Source organism: Streptomyces sp. NPDC026522 (genome assembly GCF_055567555.1).
Window position 1 is genome coordinate 71389 of record NZ_JBVHQF010000007.1, and the last position, 16272, is coordinate 87660.

Annotated in this window: 19 protein-coding genes; 9 read left to right on the plus strand and 10 right to left on the minus strand. The window is 74.3% G+C overall.

Annotated features, from left to right (window positions below; all coding sequences use genetic code 11):
- The first annotated feature begins 46 nt into the window (after nucleotides 1–46).
- On the plus strand, nucleotides 47–793 hold the full coding sequence (locus ACZ4M3_RS19320; protein ID WP_467734146.1) for a GntR family transcriptional regulator: 747 nt from the start codon (nucleotides 47–49) through the stop codon (nucleotides 791–793).
- A gap of 615 nt (nucleotides 794–1408) precedes the next feature.
- On the opposite strand, the gene ACZ4M3_RS19325 is transcribed toward ACZ4M3_RS19320, so the two are convergent.
- Nucleotides 1409–2188: a hypothetical protein gene (locus tag ACZ4M3_RS19325; protein WP_467734148.1), complete on the minus strand. Its 780-nt coding sequence runs from the start codon at nucleotides 2186–2188 to the stop codon at nucleotides 1409–1411.
- A 138-nt stretch (nucleotides 2189–2326) separates the two neighbouring features.
- On the opposite strand from ACZ4M3_RS19325, the gene ACZ4M3_RS19330 reads away from it, so the two are divergent.
- Entirely contained in the window at nucleotides 2327–3787 is a 1461-nt protein-coding gene (locus ACZ4M3_RS19330; RefSeq protein ID WP_467734150.1) for a condensation domain-containing protein, read from the plus strand.
- A gap of 12 nt (nucleotides 3788–3799) precedes the next feature.
- On the opposite strand, the gene ACZ4M3_RS19335 is transcribed toward ACZ4M3_RS19330, so the two are convergent.
- Nucleotides 3800–5029: an RNA polymerase sigma factor gene (locus tag ACZ4M3_RS19335; protein ID WP_467734742.1), complete on the minus strand. Its 1230-nt coding sequence runs from the start codon at nucleotides 5027–5029 to the stop codon at nucleotides 3800–3802.
- Between the two features lie 70 nt (nucleotides 5030–5099).
- Nucleotides 5100–5459, minus strand: a complete 360-nt coding sequence (locus ACZ4M3_RS19340; protein ID WP_467734152.1) for a YciI family protein — start codon at nucleotides 5457–5459, stop codon at nucleotides 5100–5102.
- Nucleotides 5460–5702: 243 nt separating this feature from the next.
- Between ACZ4M3_RS19340 and ACZ4M3_RS19345 the strand changes: the two genes are divergently transcribed.
- Entirely contained in the window at nucleotides 5703–6080 is a 378-nt protein-coding gene (locus tag ACZ4M3_RS19345; RefSeq protein ID WP_467734154.1) for a DoxX family protein, read from the plus strand.
- A 125-nt stretch (nucleotides 6081–6205) separates the two neighbouring features.
- Here ACZ4M3_RS19345 and ACZ4M3_RS19350 read toward each other — a convergent pair whose 3' ends face one another.
- Nucleotides 6206–6475: a hypothetical protein gene (locus ACZ4M3_RS19350; RefSeq protein WP_467734155.1), complete on the minus strand. Its 270-nt coding sequence runs from the start codon at nucleotides 6473–6475 to the stop codon at nucleotides 6206–6208.
- Between the two features lie 181 nt (nucleotides 6476–6656).
- Between ACZ4M3_RS19350 and ACZ4M3_RS19355 the strand changes: the two genes are divergently transcribed.
- The 3 genes from ACZ4M3_RS19355 to ACZ4M3_RS19365 all read left to right on the plus strand — a co-directional run bounded on the left by ACZ4M3_RS19355 (nucleotide 6657) and on the right by ACZ4M3_RS19365 (nucleotide 8512).
- Nucleotides 6657–6995 carry a thioredoxin family protein gene (locus ACZ4M3_RS19355; protein WP_467734157.1) on the plus strand — a complete coding sequence of 113 codons (339 nt, stop codon included), beginning with the start codon at nucleotides 6657–6659 and terminating at the stop codon, nucleotides 6993–6995.
- Nucleotides 6996–7124: 129 nt separating this feature from the next.
- Nucleotides 7125–8312: a cytochrome P450 gene (locus ACZ4M3_RS19360; protein ID WP_467734159.1), complete on the plus strand. Its 1188-nt coding sequence runs from the start codon at nucleotides 7125–7127 to the stop codon at nucleotides 8310–8312.
- 5 nt (nucleotides 8313–8317) lie between these two features.
- Nucleotides 8318–8512, plus strand: a complete 195-nt coding sequence (locus ACZ4M3_RS19365; protein ID WP_467734161.1) for a ferredoxin — start codon at nucleotides 8318–8320, stop codon at nucleotides 8510–8512.
- 135 nt (nucleotides 8513–8647) lie between these two features.
- On the opposite strand, the gene ACZ4M3_RS19370 is transcribed toward ACZ4M3_RS19365, so the two are convergent.
- Complete coding sequence (locus ACZ4M3_RS19370) at nucleotides 8648–9646, minus strand: BtrH N-terminal domain-containing protein (RefSeq protein WP_467734163.1); 999 nt, start codon at nucleotides 9644–9646, stop codon at nucleotides 8648–8650.
- A gap of 93 nt (nucleotides 9647–9739) precedes the next feature.
- Between ACZ4M3_RS19370 and ACZ4M3_RS19375 the strand changes: the two genes are divergently transcribed.
- Nucleotides 9740–10093, plus strand: a complete 354-nt coding sequence (locus ACZ4M3_RS19375) for a DUF1304 domain-containing protein (RefSeq protein WP_467734165.1) — start codon at nucleotides 9740–9742, stop codon at nucleotides 10091–10093.
- The gene (locus ACZ4M3_RS19380; protein ID WP_467734167.1) at nucleotides 10090–10659 is read left to right on the plus strand and encodes a TetR/AcrR family transcriptional regulator; all 570 of its coding nucleotides are present in this window, start codon (nucleotides 10090–10092) and stop codon (nucleotides 10657–10659) included. Before ACZ4M3_RS19375 ends, ACZ4M3_RS19380 begins: the two co-directional genes overlap by 4 nt.
- Before the next feature lie 67 nt (nucleotides 10660–10726).
- On the opposite strand, the gene ACZ4M3_RS19385 is transcribed toward ACZ4M3_RS19380, so the two are convergent.
- Nucleotides 10727–10933 carry a cold-shock protein gene (locus ACZ4M3_RS19385; protein ID WP_453356204.1) on the minus strand — a complete coding sequence of 69 codons (207 nt, stop codon included), beginning with the start codon at nucleotides 10931–10933 and terminating at the stop codon, nucleotides 10727–10729.
- A 349-nt stretch (nucleotides 10934–11282) separates the two neighbouring features.
- On the opposite strand from ACZ4M3_RS19385, the gene ACZ4M3_RS19390 reads away from it, so the two are divergent.
- Nucleotides 11283–12782: a DEAD/DEAH box helicase gene (locus ACZ4M3_RS19390; RefSeq protein ID WP_467734170.1), complete on the plus strand. Its 1500-nt coding sequence runs from the start codon at nucleotides 11283–11285 to the stop codon at nucleotides 12780–12782.
- A 22-nt stretch (nucleotides 12783–12804) separates the two neighbouring features.
- Here ACZ4M3_RS19390 and ACZ4M3_RS19395 read toward each other — a convergent pair whose 3' ends face one another.
- From ACZ4M3_RS19395 to ACZ4M3_RS19410, 4 genes are all read right to left on the minus strand, one after another.
- Nucleotides 12805–13743: a class I SAM-dependent methyltransferase gene (locus tag ACZ4M3_RS19395; protein ID WP_467734172.1), complete on the minus strand. Its 939-nt coding sequence runs from the start codon at nucleotides 13741–13743 to the stop codon at nucleotides 12805–12807.
- Nucleotides 13744–13938: 195 nt separating this feature from the next.
- Nucleotides 13939–14436: a hypothetical protein gene (locus tag ACZ4M3_RS19400; RefSeq protein WP_467734174.1), complete on the minus strand. Its 498-nt coding sequence runs from the start codon at nucleotides 14434–14436 to the stop codon at nucleotides 13939–13941.
- 87 nt (nucleotides 14437–14523) lie between these two features.
- On the minus strand, nucleotides 14524–15054 hold the full coding sequence (locus ACZ4M3_RS19405; RefSeq protein WP_467734176.1) for an SRPBCC family protein: 531 nt from the start codon (nucleotides 15052–15054) through the stop codon (nucleotides 14524–14526).
- A gap of 65 nt (nucleotides 15055–15119) precedes the next feature.
- Complete coding sequence (locus ACZ4M3_RS19410; RefSeq protein WP_467734178.1) at nucleotides 15120–16127, minus strand: NUDIX domain-containing protein; 1008 nt, start codon at nucleotides 16125–16127, stop codon at nucleotides 15120–15122.
- Nucleotides 16128–16272: the final 145 nt, after the last annotated feature.

Here is a 16272-nt window from a genome sequence, read left to right on the forward strand (position 1 = left end):
CATGAGTGGCATACCGGTCGGTTCGTCGAGGGGGCGTGGCAGTCGCGTGGGCAGCATCAGATATCTGGAGATCGCCGAGGCACTGCGCGCCGCCATCCTGGGCGGCGAGTACCCGGTCGGGGCCCAGCTGCCGTCGGAGAGCGACCTGGCCGCCCGCTGGTCGGCGTCGCGCGGGACGGTCCGTCAGGCGGTGGCCACGCTCGCGGCGGAGGGCCTGGTCGGATCGCGGCAGGGCGCGCGGCGGATCGTGCTGCGGCAGGAGCGCAAGCACAGTTTCAGCGAGCTGAACAGCTTCGCGCAGTGGGCGGAGGGAGTGGGCCACGAGGTGTCGAGCCGCTTCCTGTCCCGGGTCCGCCGGCCTGCCACGGCCGAGGAGGCGGAGCGGCTGGCCGTTGCCCCCGGTGCGGAGGTCCTCGCCGTGCTGCGGCTGCGCCGGCTCGACGGGGAGCCGGTGATGGTGGAGCGGACCGCCTACCCGCACTGGGTGGCGGCGGCGGTCGAGGCGATGCCCGAGGACTGCCGTTCGGTGATGGACGGCCTGGCCCGGGACTCCGGCGTGATCGCCCAGTACGGCGAGCACCTCATCGACGCGCTCGCGGCGGGCAGCGAGGACGCGCGGCTGCTGGAGCTTCGGCGCGGCAGTCCGCTGCTGCGCCAGCGACACGTCTCGGCCACCCGGACCGGGCGTCCGATCGAGTGGTCCGACGACCGCTACCGGGCGGGCAGCGTCACCTTCAGCGTGAACAACTCGGCGGTAACGACCCCGCTGGAACGCCGTACGGGCGAGGGCTGACCCCGACCGCCGTGCGCGGGCCCGGTCAGCGCCGTGCGGGGTTCCGACCGGTCCGGCGGACACCGATCGGCCACCGCCGGTCCGTACGCCGGTCCGCGCCGCGTACGTAGCCGGGCCGGGTCCCGCGGCCGCGCGCGCCACCGGGCCCCCGCAGACCGCGCGGCGGACGTACGCACCCTGCTCACCCCGGGTCGGACGACGCGGTGGCCGGTCCTGCCGGGCGGCCCGGATAGTGCGGCGGACCGGGGTCGCGGCCCGTGTCCGGAACCGGCCGTGCCGGCCGCCCAGGCGCACTCGCAGACCACCCGGCGGGCGTACGCAGCCCTTCCCCGGGTCAGGGGAGGCGGCCCGGTCGCCAGCGCGCGTAGTGCCGCCTTCCGCGGCCCGTGTCCCGGAACGCGCACGGCAGCCGGCCGTACCGGCCACCCGGGCGCACTCGCAGACCACTCGGCGGGCGTACGCAGCCGTCCACCCCGGCTCGGGCGAGGCAGCGCGCGTCGTGCGGTCCTCCGCGGCCCGTGGCATAGCAGTCGGCCGGTGCGCGGCGTCCGGGCACCCCCGGAGGGCCGCGCGGCGGGCGTGCGCAGCCGGCTCACCCCGGGGCGCGGAGGGCGCTCAGTGCGGGTCGGGCGGGGTGGCTCGGCCTCGGCGGCGACCCGGCGGCGGGGTGGTTCGGGCAGCGGCGGCACGGCGCTCGGCTTCGGCGAGGTCCGCGTGGGCCCGGTCGCGCGCCGCCCGGGCCCGGGCGGCGTCCCGTTCCAGCCGCTCCGCCTCCGCGTCCGCGGCGGCGGCCCGCCCGAGCGCCCGCTCCCGTTCCGCTTCGGCCGAGCGCAGTTCCTCCTCCCGCAGCGCCTCGGCGGGGGCCGGCCCGGCCGCCGCGGCCGCCCGCGCCACCGCGTCCGGGGCCGCCGCCGGGAACTCCGTCACCACCGCCGGGACCTTCGCGAGCCGCCCGGACGCCCAGTCCTCGGCCGCTGCCGGGTCGGCGAGGACGGCGCGCAGGATCTGCTCCACTTCCCGCTCCACCGCCTCCGACACCGGCGTCCCCGCCTCCTCGGCCAGCCGCCCGGCCTCCCGCGCGAGCGCCCCGATCACCACGTGCTGCTCGTGCGAGAGGTGCCGCAGTTGCTCCCCGTCCAGGTCCCGGTGCGCCCCCCGCAGCGCCTGGCCGAGCTGGAGGAACTGCTCCGCCTCGGCCGGCTCAGCCCGTACCAGCGTGTTCGACGCCCAAGCGGCCAGCGTCGGCCGCCGCAGCCCCGCGACCCGTTTCGCGCCGGCCTTGTCCCCGGCCGCCTTCAGCCTGGCCGCGGCCGCGTCCCGGGCCGCCGTGAACCCGGCGGGCGGCGGCACGTACAGGGCGTCGATGACCTGCTCGACCTCGTCAAAAGCATCCACGCCGACCACTGTCGGTCATCACCGCCCGGGTACGACGGACCCCGTCCCCCCGCGCGCCGCGTTCAGGGCGGCGTCACTTCCACGGGCCGGGTGTCGTTAGGCGCACGGGGTTGACTCGGGGGGCGAAGGGATGACGGAATGCGGCAGTTTCCTCTGGAGATGCACACCTTGGCGCCCGGCCGGGTGGTCGAGTGGCGGGTGCGGTCCACGGCCGCCCGGGCCACCGGCCCCGGCGGCCCGGCGGGCCGGAGGGCGTCCTTCAACCAGGACAAGCACTTCACGGTGGCCGAGGAGAGCCGTGGGGCCGACGACCCGGTGGCGTCCTGGCTCGCGGTGACGTTCGAGGTGCGCGGTCCGCTCGACGAACGGGCCCTCGCCCAGGCCCTGCTGGGTTTCGTCCGGCGGCACGAGGTACTGCGGTGCGAGTTCCGCCGCCTGGCCGGGGAGCTGGCGTGCGAGCCGCTCGCCGCGGCCGAACTCGCCCTGGACGCCGTACCGGTGGGCGACTTCGCGACCACCGAGCTGCTGCGCGCCTTCCTCGTGGAACGGTTCCGGCGGAGCATCGACACGCTGTCCTGGCCCCTGTTCACGATGGGGGCGGTGCTGCGCGAGGAGTCCGCCACCGTCTACCTCGCCTTCGACCACATCGTCTGCGACGGCATGTCGATGCCCATCGTGGTGAACGAGGTGTCGACCGCCTACGAGGCCCTGTGCCGGGGCGAGCGCCCCGCCCTGCCGGCCACCGCTCCCAGCTACCTGGACTTCGCCGAGGAGCAGCGGCGCCGCTACCTCTCCATCGACGCGGACGACGAACGGCTCGGCTACTGGAAGTCGTTCATCGCGCGCAACGGCGAGTTCTTCCCCAGGTTCCCGCTGGACCTCGGGGTGGAGCCGGACCGCATGTACCCCATCGTCAACGAGGCCTCGCCGCTGCTGGACGCCGGTGAGGCGGAGGTCTTCGACAAGTCCTGTCTGGCCGTCGACGGCAAGCCGTTCATGGGGGTGCTTGCCGCCGTCGCGCTGTCCCTGCGGGAGGCGGGCGGGCCGGGCGTCTACCGGGGTTTCATGCCGGTCAGCGAGCGCGGCCGGAAGGGTTGGTCCGATTCGGTCGGCTGGTTCGTGAACACCATGCCCATCGAGTTCGACGCCTCGCCCGGGCGGGACTTCGCCGAGGTGATGGCCGGGATCCGGGCGGGGTTCGGGGAACTGCTCCGCCACATCGACGTGCCGTTCGTGCGGGCGTGGGAGCTGCTGGCGCCCGAGGAGTTCGCGGCCCGCTCCTGGCCCTACCCGGTGAACTTCTTCTCGTACATCGACATGCGCAAGTGCCGGGGAGCCGAGCGGTACGAGGACTGGCGGCCCGCCTCGCACGTGTGGTCGGCGCGCGCGAACGGGGCCTGTTCCTGGTACCAGCGCGACGCGGACGGACTGCACATGAACTCGATCTACGTCGACACCCCGGCCGCGCGCCGCACCATGGGCGCCTTCCAGGAGACGCTGCGCGAGACGGTACGGGACATCGCCCGCTCCGGCGGTTTCCGGCGGCCGATCGCGCTGGCCGCGCCCCGGCGGCCGCTGGACGCGCACGTCCGGGTCTGATTCCGCCGCCCGTCAGGGCGCGCCGCGGGAGTGCGCCCGGTTCAGCAGCAGCTCCCGCTCGCGCGCGTTGCGGGTGAGGGAGGCGGCCCGTTCGAACTCGGCGCGGGCTTCCGCCCGTCGGCCGAGCCGCTCCAGCAGGTCTCCCCGTACGCTCGGCAGCAGGTGGTAGGCGCGCAGCGCGGGTTCCGCGGCGAGGGCGTCGACCAGCGGCAGGGCCGCCTCGGGGCCTTCGGCCATGGAGACGGCGACCGCCCGGTTCAGCTCGACCACCGGCGAGGGGACGAGCTGGACGAGGCGTCCGTAGAGTGCGGCGATCGTCCGCCAGTCGGTGTCCTCGTAGCGGACGGCCCGGGCGTGGCAGCCGGCGATGGCCGCCTGGAGGGAGTAGGGGCCGGTGCCGGCGCGGCCTACGGCCTCGAAACCGCGCCGGATGAGCATGCGGTTCCACTTGACCCGGTTCTGGTCGGCCAGCAGGACCGGCTCGCCGTCGGGGCCGGTGCGGGCCGCGATCCGGGAGGCCTGGAACTCCAGCAGCGCCGCCAGGCCGTGGACCTCGGGTTCGCCGGGCATCAGCGCGGCCAGCACGCGGGCCAGCCGGAGGGCGTCCTCGCACAGGGCGGGGCGGACGAGGTCGTCCCCGGCGGTGGCCGAGTAGCCCTCGTTGAAGACGAGGTAGATCACTTCCAGGACGGAGTCGAGCCGCTGTTCGCGGTCAGCTCCGTACGGGACCTCGAAGGGCACTCCGGCCTTGGCCAGCGCCCGCTTGGCGCGGACGACGCGCTGGGCGACGGTGGCTTCGGAGGTGAGGAAGGCCCGGGCGATCTCCTGCGTGGTCAGGCCGCCGACCAGGCGCAGGGTGAGCGCGATCCGGGCCTCGGCGGACAGGACGGGGTGGCAGGCGGTGAAGACCAGGCGCAGCAGGTCGTCGTCGATGTCGTCCGGGGCCGGCGGCTCGGGCGGGGGCGGTACGTCCTCCAGGGTGCGGCCGACCTCCGCGAGCTTGCGCGCGTAGGTCTCCTTGCGCCGGACGAGGTCGACCGCCCGGTGCCGGGCGGTGGCCATGAGCCAGCCGCCCGGGTTGTCCGGGATCCCGGACCGGGGCCACTGTTCGAGAGCGGCGACCAGGGCGTCCTGGGCGAGTTCCTCGGCGATGCCGACGTCCCGCACGATCCGGGCCACGCCGGCGATGATCCGGGGGGCTTCGATCCTGAACACCGTTTCGACCGCCTGGGCCGGGCTCACTGCCGTCACGGCCACCCATCAGAGCAGCCGTGACGGTGCGGGGCAAACAGGGCCCGGCCCCCGGAGTGGCTCAGCCCTCCGCGATCTGCCGGAGTTCGGCGCCCACCGTCCAGTGCTCCGGGTGGACCTCCAGGAACCGCTTGGTCCACTCCAGCGCCTCGGCCTTGTCCTTGGCCTGGAGGATGGCGTAGCCGCCGACGACCTCCTTGGTCTCGGTGAAGGGGCCGTCGGTGTAGCTCAGCTTGCCGCCGGACCAGGTCACGCGGGTGCCCTCGGAGGTGGGGAGCAGTCCGGCGGTGTCCAGCATCACCCCGGCCTTGGTGATCTCCTCCAGCAGTGCGCCCATCCGCTGCTCGAAGTCGGCCGGGAAGGGGGCGTCGGCGGGGAGGCTCTGCTCGTCGATGCGGATCAGGGAAAGGAAGCGCGGCATGGTGACTCCTCTGTAGGCGTGTGCGGGCCGGTCAGCGGTCGGACCGGTCGGTGCGTGCGGGATGTCCCGCCTTTCACTCCTGTGTCGAACGGGAGGCGCCCGGATCGACAGCTCCCGGAAAGTTCTTCGGATTTTTTTCCGAGGTCCCCGAGTGCTTCGTCATGAGCGCCCGGCCCTACCGGTGAGTAGGATCACGGGGCCCGTCCCGCCGTCCGCCCGTCCCCGGCTTCCGAGAGGGTCCTCATGCCGCGCACTCCTTCCTCACCCCTGCTGCTGGCCGGCCTGCTGGCAACCGCCGCAGTGGCGCACGCGGTCGCGCCGGAGCAGTTCGACGCGATCGTCCCGCGCTCCCTGCCCGGCACCCCGCGGCAGTGGACGTACGCGAGCGGCGCGGCGGAGCTCGCCCTCGCCGCCGGGGTCGCCCATCCGCGGACCCGTCGGGTGGCGGCACTGGCCGCGGCGGCGTTCTTCGTCGGCGTCTTCCCGGCCAACGTGAAGATGGCGGTCGACGCCCGCCGCGGCGCCACCGCCGCGCGGGCCGCCACGCTGGCCCGGCTGCCGCTCCAGGTGCCGCTGGTGCTGTGGGCGCGCAAGGTCAGCCGGAGCGCCACCGCCGGCTGACCTCCGCCGCATCCGATCCCGCCCCCGCGGCGGAAGTGCCGCACAGAGCCCCCGGTCACCCGTCGGCGGACCGGGGGCTCGCCGCGCCGCGCCGCACTGCCCCCGCACTGCCCCGCCGCCGCGCGTCAGCGGCTGTCGCCCGACCAGTCCCAGCGCCGCGGGTCGTCCGCGCGGCGGCGGTAGTGGGCGCGGCCGCCCGCCCCGTAGCGGCCTATCTCCGTGGGGAGGCGGGCCTCTTCGGCCAGTTGCCGCCCGCTCCAGCCGGTGACGTCGAGCAGGAGGCCGTCGAGCGGCCCGCCCACGAGCTCGCCGTAGACGTGGCCGGGGCGCGGGCCCGGGTCGGGGTCGTCGTGGTCGGCGCCGTAGACCCGGCGCCGCAGCATCCTGTCGTCCATGCGTCCAGGCTGCCAGCCGCCACTGACAACGGGAGGCCCCACCACGGGGATGATGGGGGCACGGCCCACCACGCCGCCCGGCCAGGCCACCGGCCACCCGCACACCGGCCGGCCGAGTCCGATCGCCCCGGACATCCCTGGACGAACCGGGCCGCGCCGAGACACTCAAGGAGCAGCACACATGGCACGTCGGGTACACCAGCCGCTGGAGGACCAGGAGTTCGATTTCATCCTGGGAATGTCCCCGGGGCCGGTTCTCGCCTATTTCACCGGCACCTGGCCCAAGGCCGTGGAGGCCTGCCGGGCCATGGACGTCCTGGTCGGCGAGCTGGCGCAGGAGTACGGGACGCGGCTGACCGCCGTACGGACCGACATCACCCGCTGCCCCGGTCCGACCAGGCGCTACGGCGTGACGGGCGCACCCACCGCGGTCCTCGTCAAGGACGGCGAGGCGGTGGCGTCCCACGCCGGCCCGATGACCCGCGAGGAGTTCCGGGCCTTCCTCGAAGCCCACCTCTGACCCCGCCCGGGGGCCACTGGGCCCTTCGGGCGACTTGCGCCCGGTATGGCCGAAAGTGGCATAGGTGAGATAGGTGCCTCGGGCATGTAATGGAGCCGGCAAGACGGACCATCGCTCGCGAGGTGCTGCATGTCAGAAACCGTTGCCTTTCCCCAGGACCGAACCTGTCCCTACCACCCCCCGGCGGCCTACGCGCCCCTGCGGGAAACCCGGCCGCTCTCCCGCGTCACCCTCTTCGACGGCCGCTCGGTCTGGGTGGTCACCGGGCACTCCGAGGCCCGCGCCCTGCTCTCCGACGGCCGGCTCTCCTCCGACCGCCAGCACGCCGCGTTTCCCGCCACCACCAAGCGCTTCAAGGGGCTGACGACCCGCCGGACCGCCCTGCTCGGCGTCGACGACCCCGAACACAACGCCCAGCGCCGCATGTTGATCCCGAGTTTCTCCGTCAAGCGCGTCGCCGCCCTGCGGCCGCAGATCCAGCGGACCGTGGACCGGCTGCTCGACGAGATGACCGCCCAGGGTTCACCCGCGGAGCTGGTCGGCGCCTTCGCCCTGCCCGTGCCGTCCATGGTGATCTGCTCCCTGCTGGGGGTCCCCTACGCGGACCACGAGTTCTTCGAGGCGCAGTCGAGGCGGCTGCTGCGCGGACCCGAACTGTCCGATGTGGAGGAGGCCCGGCGCAGCCTCGACGCCTATCTGGGGGAGCTGATCGCGCGCAAACGCACGGAGCCGGGCGACGGGCTGCTGGACGAGCTCATCGCGCAGCGTCTGGAGACCGGTCAGACCGATGTGGAGGAACTGGTCGCCCTGGCGGTGATCCTGCTCATCGCGGGGCACGAGACCACCGCGAACATGATCTCGCTCGGCACCTTCACCCTGCTGCGCCACCCGGAGCAGCTGGCCGAATTGCGCGCGGACCCGTCGCTGATGTCGGAGGCCGTGGAGGAACTGATGCGGTTCCTGTCGATCGCCGACGGCATGCTGAGGGTGGCGACGGAGGAGATCGAGATCGGCGGCGTGACGATCGGCGCCGAGGACGGGGTGGTGTTCTCCACTTCCGTCATCAACCGCGACGAGTCGGTCTTCCCGGATCCCGACGCCCTGGACTGGCACCGCCCGACCCGTCATCACCTGGCGTTCGGTTTCGGCATCCACCAGTGCCTGGGCCAGAACCTGGCCCGCGCCGAGATGGAGATCGCGCTCGGCTCGCTCTTCGCCCGGCTCCCCGGGCTGCGGCTGGCGGCCGAACCGGACCTGATCCCGTTCAAGCCCGGTGACACCATCCAGGGCATGATCGAACTCCCCGTGGCATGGTGAGCGGTATGCGGATCTCCATCGACCAAGGCGTCTGCATCGGCGCCGGCCAGTGCGCGCTGACCGCGCCCGACGTGTTCACCCAGGACGACGACGGCTTCAGCGAACTGCTGCCGGGCCGGGAGGACGGCAACGGCAGCCCGCTGGTGCGCGAGGCGGCGCGGGCCTGCCCGGTCGCCGCCATTTCCGTGGAGGACGTCTGACGGGACCGCGCCAGGCCGCCGCCCGGAGGGCATCCCCCCCGGGCGGCGGTCCCGCGCGGTCCTGCGCAGCGGCGGTTCTCCGCAGCCCCGGTGCCAGTCCCGGTACCACTCCGCCGGGCCCGGCACCGGTCCCGACTACTTGGCGAGGGCCGCGACCGCCTCGCGTTCGAGCTCGGCGCAGCGGTCGACGAGTGCGGCGCACGCGTCGAACAGCGCGCGGCGCTGCTCCGCGCCGGCTCCGGGCCCGGCCGCACGGGCCAGGGCGGCGAGTTCCGACCAGTGCCGGCCCGATTCCCGGAACAGCCCGGCCGCCTCGGGACGGCCGGCGAGGTCGAGGAAGTCGGCGTACAGCGGCCGGGTGGCGCCGGGCGCCGTCCACTCCTCCTCCAGGGAGGCGGACAGCCGCCGGGTGGCCGCCCGGAAGGTCTCCGGTGTGGCGCCGAACCGCTGCTCCCAGCCCGCGGCGGTGGCGGTGTCGCGCAGGTCCGCGGAGAGCCGGTCCATGCCGCTGAAGCCGAAGTTCACGTCGAACCGGTTGCCGAGCACCGGCCCGGTGAAGCGGGTGACGGTGGCGGCGACGGCCCCCTCGACGTCAGGTTCCCCCTCGGCGGGCCCCATGGGTACGACCAGTTGGTGGCGGCCCGTGGGATGGGCGGTCCAGGCCGCGCCGAACTCCTCGCGGTCGATCCGGTACGGCGCCGCGGCCCCGTCCTCCACGAACAGGTCGTCGCCCTCGTACCCGGCGATGACCACGGTGTAGGCGTCGGCGCCCGGCATGGGCGGGACCGCTTCGTGCCAGGGCAGCGAGGCGCGGTCCACGACGCAGAACACGGGCTGCCCCCCGTCGAGCGCGGCGCGGACCCGGCCCCAGCGGGGTTTGGTGCTGCGCGTGGCGTCGTAGGGCACGTGGAGCCGGCCGAGGGCGACCTGCACCCACGGCTCGGGATGGGCCTGGGCGACGATCGTGGCGACCGGCGGGCGGTCCGGGTACTCGAAGACGAAGTACATGAAGCCGATACCGCCCGCGAGCCCTGCGATCAGCGCCTCGTCGTGGGAACTGCCCAGCGCGTGGCGGATCAGGGAGCTCTCGCGGTGGGCTCCGGTACCGAATTCTTCGTACAACAGCACAGTCATGCGGTCAGCGTAGTCGCGCGATCGCCCCCGGCCGTCCGCCGACTTCCTGTACAGTTGTCCAGGAAATCTGGTCCACTCTTCCCGGGGGTCGCCGTGCACACGCTCGCTCAGGTCCTGATCGGCGCCGTCGCGGCGCTGCACGCGTACTTCCTGGTGCTGGAGATGTTCCTGTGGGAGCGGCCCCCGGGCCGCGCGCTGTCCGGGTTCGACGCCGACACCGCGAAGCTGACGGCGCCGCTGGCTGCCAACCAGGGGCTCTACAACGGCTTCCTCGCCGCCGGGCTGGTCTGGTCGCTGGTCATCGACTCGCTCGCCACCCAGCTGTTCTTCCTGATCTGCGTGATCGTCGCCGGGCTGTACGGGGCGGCGACCGCCAACCGCCGGATCCTGGTCGCACAGGCACTGCCCGGCGCCCTCGCCCTCGGCGCGGCGCTGCTCGCGGCGTGAGCGGGGAGGACCCGCGCACGGCGCGCACCAAGGCCAGGCTGCGGGAGGCCCTGCTCGCGGAGTGCGCCCAGCGGCCGCTGGGCGAGGTGAGCGTCTCCGCCGTGGTGCGCCGGGCCGCGGTCGGCCGCGCCACGTTCTACCTGCATTACGAGGACCTCACCGCGCTGGCCGTGGACGCGTGCGCCGAGGTCGTGCACGCGGCGGTCGACGCCCTGCACGCCTGGCAGCCGGACCCGGCGGCGCGCCCCCCGGCCGAGCCGCCGGCCGCGCTGGCCGGGTTCCTCTCCGGCGCGGCGGCGCGCGGGCCGCTGTACCGCACCCTGCTGCTGCCCGGCGGCCTCGGCCCGCTCGGCGAGCGGCTGTCCCGGGAGCTGCGGGCCCGCGCCCGGGCCGAGCGGGCCGCCGTCGGTGCCCCGTACCCCGACCTGGTCGCCTCCGCCGTCGCCGCCACCTTCACCGGCGTCCTCGCGGACTGGCTGCACGCCCGCATCCCGGGCACGGCGGCCGAGCTGGCGGACCGGCTGTGGCGGCTGCTGCTGGCCCTGCACGCTGCGGGCCGCGCCTGAGCGGCCTGGGCCCCGCCGGAATCACCTTCCGGCGGGGCCCACGGACGGCTCGGCTCGTGCAGCGGGGTCAGTGAAGGGGGACCACCTGCTCCGCCTGCGGACCCTTGGGGCCCTGGGTCACGTCGTACTCGACCTTCGCGCCCTCCGCCAGCTCCTTGAAGCCGGTGGTCTGGATCGCGGAGAAGTGCACGAACACATCAGGACCGCCGTCGTCCTGCTGGATGAATCCGAACCCCTTCTCCGCGTTGAACCACTTCACGATGCCAGTTGCCATGGGTACTGATCCTTCTCGACGTGCCTCTCGGGCCACATACGCGGCCGTCTCGATAGTGCCCAACCGCCCCGCGCGCCACACCCCAGGCGCGGCCAACCGGGGTCGTTCGAACTTCTGGCCGCCTTGTCCGTGGAAGGGGTGAGCACCGCCTTTACCAGGCCTGCCGCGGCCGCCCGGGCCCCTGCCCCACGACTGGTAAAATGGGCGGGAAACTTGATGCGCGGGCCGCTCTCGCCCGGTGCGGACGTGTACGACGAGCCGGGGCCCGTACCGAGGGGTACGGGCCCCGGCTCGTTGCCGTCCCGGGCCGCTGCCGCGCCGCGCACGCTCTCCTCACGGAAGGTTCTGCATGAAGAACCCGTCAGCTCACGGGCGTTTCGGCATCAAGGCCGGAGCCAAGGCAGGCGGCAAGCCGGGCGCCAAGGGCGCCGGCAAGGCCCCTCGGACCCTGGGACCGCAGGGCGAGTTCGCCATGCCGAAGACCGTCTCGCCCGCGCTGGCGCCGGTGGCGTCGTTCGCGGAGCTCGGTCTGCCCGTCGAGCTGGTGACGACGATGGCCGATCAGGGGGTGCGCGAGCCGTTCCCGATCCAGGCCGCCACGCTGCCCAACTCCCTCGCCGGCCGCGACATCCTCGGCCGCGGCCGGACCGGTTCCGGCAAGACCCTCGCCTTCGGGCTGGCCCTGCTGGCCCGTACGGCGGGACAGCAGGCGGACCCGAAGCGCCCGCTCGCCCTCGTCCTGGTCCCGACCCGGGAGCTGGCGCAGCAGGTGACCGAGGCGCTGGACCCGTACGCGAAGGCGCTGAAACTGCGGATGGCCACGGTCGTCGGCGGTCTGTCGATCGGCCGGCAGTCCGGCGAGCTGCGCACCGGCGTCGAGGTCGTCGTGGCCACCCCGGGACGGCTGAGCGACCTCGTCGGGCGGCGCGACGTCCACCTGGAGCGGGTGCGGATCACGGTCCTCGACGAGGCCGACCAGATGTGCGACCTGGGGTTCATGCCGCAGGTCACCGAGATCCTGGACCAGGTGCACCACGCGGGTCAGCGGATGCTGTTCTCCGCCACCTTGGACCGCAACGTGGACCAGCTGGTGCGCCGCTACCTGAAGGACCCGGTGTCGCACTCGGTGGACCCGCAGTCCGCCTCGGTGGGGACGATGGACCACCACGTGCTGCACATCCACGCGGCGGACAAGATCTCGGCCGCGACGGAGATCGCGGCGCGTGAGGGCCGGGTGCTGATGTTCCTGGACACCAAGCACGGCGTCGACCAGTTCGTGAAGCACCTGCGGGCGATGGGCGTCCGCGCGGAGGGCCTGCACAGCGGGAAGTCGCAGCCCCAGCGCACCCGGACCCTCGGTCAGTTCAAGGACGGCCTGGTCAACGTCCTGGTCGCGACGAACGTGGCGGCCCGCGGCATCCACATCGACGACCTCGACCTCGTCGTCAACGTGGACCCCCCGGCCGACAGCAAGGACTACCTGCACCGCGGCGGCCGCACGGCCCGGGCCGGTGAATCCGGCAAGGTCGTCACGCTCATCACCCCGAACCAGCGGCGCGACATCGTCCGGCTGATGGCCGACGCCAAGATCCGGCCGACCATCACCCAGGTCCGCTCCGGCGAGGCGGCGCTCAGCCGGATCACCGGCGCCAAGGCCCCGTCCGGCGTCCCGCTGTCCGGGTCGGCGCCGACGGACGCCAAGGGCCGGCCCAGCGGATCGGACCTCGGCTTCCGGGGCATCGGGACCCGCCCCGGCCGCCCGGGCAAGGGCAAGGAATCCCGGAGGACCATCGAGGCCAGGCAGGCCGCCGAGGCCCGCCGCGCGGCGCGGGTGCGCAAGGGCAACTGACGCCCGCGCGGCGTGGCCGCACTCAGCGGCGGCGGCGCCGCGCGGCCACGATCGCCCGGGTGACGACCGGCGGGAGCAGGTCCTTCGCCAGCTTGCGCCAGCGGGCCGGGGCCCGGTGGACAGCAGCGGGGGCCGGGGCGGCGGCGGGCGCCGCCGCCTCCTCTTCGGCCGGGTGCAGCGGCTCCGGGGGCGCGATCGGGACCACGCCTTCGTCGCCGATCCGTACCAGCGGCCGGCCGGCCACGATGTCGACGCCGTGCCACAGGTCGCTGCGGCCCTCCAGCCAGCTCAGCAGCGCCGCCTGCTGGGGCGCCGGGTCGCCCCAGGTGGCGTACAGCTTCGACGCCGAGACGGCGATCACCCGCAGCCCCTCGGTCACGACGGCGGCCCACACCGCGGCGGCGACGCCGGGGCAGTGGGCGGAGCGGTAGTCGTCGAAGACGACCACCGCGTCCGGGGTGGCGACCAGCCGGGAGGACGCGATGTCCTGCACGACGTGCTCGTAGAGGTGCGAGGCGTCGATGTGGATGAAGCGGCAGCTCTTGGCGCGCACCCGGTCGGCGACCACGGAGGTCGGCGCCTGGATGACGGTGGGCAGCGCCTCGTGGAAGGCGAGGTAGTTCGTCTCGAAGCCGCGCCGGGTGAGGGTGGGGTACGAGTCGCGTACCTCGCTCAGGTTCTCGTCGTCCGGCGGGGGCGAGTCGAAGAGGTCGCAGACGGTGAACTCCTCGCCGTCACGGAGGTATCCGGCCAGGAAGATCGCGCTCTTCCCCATGAACGCGCCGAGTTCCAGGAGGTCGCCCGAGGAGGCGGCGTCGCTGTTCTGACGGGTCAGGAACCAGTCGAAGAGCACCTGATCGTAAGCCGAGAACCAGCCCTTGACCTCGCTGAACGCGCGGGGGGCGGGCGGGGTGGGCGCGGCCTCCGGGGTGCTGACGGGAGCCTGTGAAAGGTGCGACACGGAGAGTCATCCTCCAGCGGAATGGCATGGTCCAACGCTGATACCCGGCCAGGTAAGCCGACCATATGCCTACGAACGCACGTGTGACGAGGCTTCGGTGAGAGAGCGTCCGCAATCCGTTCCGCGGGCGCCGCGATCCGTCCCTTTCGTCACGGTGCGCGAGGTCCGCCCCACCGCTGCCCGGACGGTCGCCGCTCAGACCGAGGTACGCCTGCGCAGCCGCCGGGCGGCGTCGGCGCGGACCCGGTGGGTGCGGGCGGAGGCGGCGAGCACGCCGAGCGCCTCGTCCGAGGACACCGTCCGGGCGGCGGTGCGCTGGCACCAGTCGGAGGCTTCCGTGAGTTCCGCCGCCGACCAGGGCTCGCCCGCGCCGATGGTCTTCAGCAGGGTCCACTCGCGCAGCCGCCGGGACGCGAAGAGGCGCCCGTCGAGCGCCGTCTCCATGGCCCGGGCCCAGGCGCGGAACCGCCGGTCGGCGAGCAGTCGCACCGCCCGCCGGTCCAGGTGCGTGACGACCGCGCTCTCGGCCATCACCGGGTCCGGGTCGCGCAGGACGACGGCGACCGCCTCGGCCTCGGCCGCCTCACCGGACGCGGCCGCGAGCGCCGCGAGGTGGCGGGCGTAGCGCCACCGCTCGGACGGCTCCTGCGGTCCGCTCCCCGCCCCGCGCATCTCGTGCTCACTGCTCCCCATGCCCCCATTCCACACGACCCCCGCGACGACCCGCCGCCCAGGGGTACGGGACGGGGTGCGCGGGTGCCTCGTCGGCACGGGCCGGGGTCAGCGCTCGTAGGCCTCGTGGCCGCCGTGGCCCCGTCCGGCCTCGTGGCCGGGTTCGGGGAGGGGGGCGCCGGTCTCCAGCAGGGTTTTGAGACTGGAGGCGAGGAGCGGCCAGGCGCGCGAGCACATGCCGATGAGGGTACCGCCGGGCTCGAACCCCTCGTGACGGACGGTGAGCCGGGCGAGCGTGTCACCGACGGGCTCGATCTCGTACGTGACCTTCGTGCGCCGTTCGCCGGCCAGCTCGGCCCGCAGCTCCTCGCCGATGCCCACCGCGGCGGCCCACTGCGGCGTGAAGGTGTGCCAGCTGTACGAGAGCCTGCGCCCCGGGACGCAGTCGAGCACCACCTGCGCCGGGTCGCTGGTGCGGGCTCCCCGTTCGACCCAGTCCATCCGCGAGCCCACCGCCCAGTCGGTCTCGAAGCTCACCCCCCAGTAGCGGCGCGTGAGGGCGGGCTCGGTCAGCGCCTGCCAGACGCGGTCGGGGTCGGCCTGGATGTACAGGGTGTAGGTGATCGCGCTGTCGCTCATGGCCTCCATGCTGCGGGACCGCGTCCCGCGTGACCAGGATTGCGGACGCGGCGGCACCCGGGCCGTCACCAGCGGACGCCCTCGCGGGGCAGCTCGGTGGGCGGGATCCGGGGCGGGGCGGGGAGCGAGAGCTGCGCGCGGGCCGCGTGTACGGCCGCCAGCTCGTGCCGGCCGGCCGCGCCCCAGTCGCTGAGCTCGCGGACCTGCTCGGGGGTGGCCAGCAGCCGCGCGTACGCGGGGTCGCGGTGCGCGGACACCGCCGTGAGACGGGCGGCGGTACGGGCGTGGGCGCCCTGGTCGGCGTACCGGTAGCCGAGCGGGACGGCCCCGGCGGTGGGTTCGGCGTGCGGCGGCGGCAGCTGCGCGGTCCCCGTCGCGCGGGCGATCAGCAGCAGGACCCGGCCGTCCGGGGCGAACAGCCACCCGGAGCGGTCCCGCACGGGCAGCCCGGCGGGCACCGGGCCGGGGTGCCAGGCACCGTGCGCCGGGGTGCGGCGGGTCCGCAGCACCCCGAGCCGGTCGAGCGCGGTGGCGGCGGCCGGCCGGCCGTCCTCCAGCAGCACGGGGCCGTTGCCGGCGATCCGGGCGCGCAGGGCGGACAGGCTCCGCCGGGCGTCACCGGCGTCCATCAGGGCCGGCAGGTCGGCGGGCTCCGCGAACTCGATGCCGGTGATCTCCTGGGCCGGGAGCCGGACGGCGTCGATCCGGTCGGGGGTCCAGGTGCCGCCGTCGTAGACGTACAGGATCTCCCCGGGGAAGCGCATCTCGGGCGGGAACCCGGGGGTGCAGGCGGGGATCCAGTCGACGGCGAGCCCGCGCGGGAAGTGGCCGTCGATCCCGAGCTCCTCGCGCATCTCGCGGGCGGCCGCGGCGGACGGGGACTCGCCCGCGTCCACGGCGCCGCCGGGCAGCAGCCGGTCGGGCCGGTAGTCGACCGTCTGGACCAGCACCCGGCCGTCGGGGTCCGTGACGAGGACGACCGCTCCGGTCCAGAGCGCGGCGCGCGAGGCCCCGTACTCGGCCGGCGTCATCCAGGTGCCGGCCTGCCCGGCGTCATCGGTCAGCTGGGGCATGGGACTCCGTTTCGCCGTGGGGGGACCCGCGGCCTGTGCAACAGCGCGCGCCGTCTTCCGGTTACGGCGCGCGCCCGGACGCGGAAGGCGCTCCGCCGTTTTGCCGCTCCGATACCTCCTTATTGGCTAATTATGTCGATCTTGC